Raw genomic sequence first — 2,170 nt, 5'->3', positions numbered from 1 at the left:
ATCCAGCAATACAGCGCGCTCTCCGACGTAGTGCTTCCAGGCCTGTTCGAGGAAGTAACGGGCACGCGAGACGGCTACACTGACCTCCAGCCCTCAGATATTGATCCTGAAGAGGTCGTTAGTCGCCTCGAATCTCTCCGGCAAGACCGTGAAGAGGAGCTCGGCGAGCAGGTCAAGCTCGTTCTTCTTCTCGACGAAGTGAGCCTCTTCATCGGAACCGACTTCGAACGTCTGACTGAGCTTCAGACGCTTGCGGAGAACGTCGACGACATCGGGAATGGTGACATTCAGCTCGTCGCAACCGCACAGGCGAAAATCGAAGACGTTCAGCCGAAATTCGCGGCGCACGGCGCTGACTTCAGTATCGTCAAAGACCGGTTCCCACATCGGTATCAGCTTCCGAGCAAGCACGTCGGTGACATCGCCAAACGAAGACTTTTCCAGAAGTCAGAAACAGGTGAAGACGCAGTTCGCCGAGTCCTCGACGATGCCAGTGTGAAACCGCCTGAGTCCCTCGTTTATAACGAGATCAAGCAGAACACGAAGCCGCCGCTTGACGCGATCGACAGTGAGGAACTTGTCGAATTCTACCCGTTCCTCCCGTATCACGCGCCCCTGTTTCTCGAAATTCTATTCAATCTTCGTCGAGAGGCGAACGACCCAGCGAAGTCCATCTTCTCGGGAACAGCACGGGCCATCCTTGCGCTCATGCACGGGCTACTGAAAGACTGGGTCAATGAAGGCGAAGAAGACCACATCGTCTCCTTAGTCGACTTTTTCGAGTTGATCAAGCCAGAGTTGCGCGAAATTCTTTCACAGGATATGCGGGTCGTCGAGGGTCCTGACGAGACGACTGGTATCGCAGACGAGGTAGACGACGAAGAGAGTGAGCTCCAACCGTTCGACCTTGATGTTGCGAAGGCGGTACTCCTGCTTCAGCACGTTCACGAAATTGTCCCACTCAACGAGGGGAACATCGCAGTCGCCGTCATGGACGACCTGAATGGCCAATCCTGGATCAGTACAACCAATCGCGTTGAAGAATCACTAGACCGGCTTCAGAAGTTCATCCGACCGACGCAAGACGAGAGCGGACCCCGCTATCGGTTCGCAACGCAAGAAGAGCGCCTCATCTACGACGATACCGAGGAGAACGAGTCAGACCCAGACTGGGACGATGTCGTCGAAACGCTAGACGAGCACCTCTGGGAGCGTATCACCCAAGACCTACCTCTTCCTGAGTCAGTTCCGTACGGTGAGTCTGGCGACGAGTACCCCGTTTCGTATCATTTCGAACTCGACGGAACGACGTTCGAGACAAGCAGGTTGTCTGAGGGCGGTCTAGATATTGAGATCGCTATTCAGGGCGTTCGGCCTGACACAGATTCCGAACAAACCGATAAGGACACGCTGTACTGGGAGATAGACACTGATGGTCTCCAAGACCTACGAAAACGACTGATCGAGTGGTGGGCGCTTCGTGACGCAATTGCGACTCGAGACGCACCAAAGGCGGTTGAGCGTGACCTCGAACAGCGCGCAGATGCAGTCCGCAGTAAGCTGACCAGCGCGATGATGAGCGGCTCGTACAATGTGAAAGATCGGACGGACATCGGCGGCCTTTCGAAAGCAGTTCAGGCCACGGTCGATGTCGCCTTCCCTGACGACTTCCATCCAATGATGCTCCAAGTCGATGAGAGTCGACTGCGCGAGCTAAGCGAACTCGACAGCGATACACCACTACCCACGTGGGCCCGAACGATTCAGGTCCCCTCGTTGAATCAGAATGGGGACCAAAGTAAACAGACTATCCAGCGAAACGTCATGTCTCTCACCGGTCGACAACTCAAAGACCGTGATGAGGGACTCAACATGAACACCGTCCTCGACGGGATCGTCGACCAGAAGCCGTTCTACGACGAGGCACGGCCTGCTCTCTGTGCGATCATCTGGGGATTCTGTCGTAAAGGACGACTACTCCCGGTTAACGAAGACGGAAATACGCTGGAAGACAACGCTGTTCTTGACCTCGACAGTCTCTCGACGACGCGGCTCAAATTACTCAAATGGAAGTCACCCGCAGATGTTCTGGAAGAGGGTGGTTTCAAAAAGACGATCGAAACGGTCGCAGACGGCCTCATCCACCTCCAAGAAGCCAACCAGCAAATTC

Annotated in this window: 1 pseudogene; it reads left to right on the top strand. The window is 54.9% G+C overall.

The window, feature by feature from the left end:
- Positions 1-2,170, top strand: a pseudogene (locus tag EXE42_RS15005) (hypothetical protein); the annotation flags it as partial.

The organism is Halorubrum sp. SP3 (assembly GCF_005435195.1).
Taxonomy (GTDB): Archaea; Halobacteriota; Halobacteria; order Halobacteriales; family Haloferacaceae; genus Halorubrum; species Halorubrum sodomense.
This window is presented reverse-complemented; position numbering and strand designations above follow the sequence as displayed.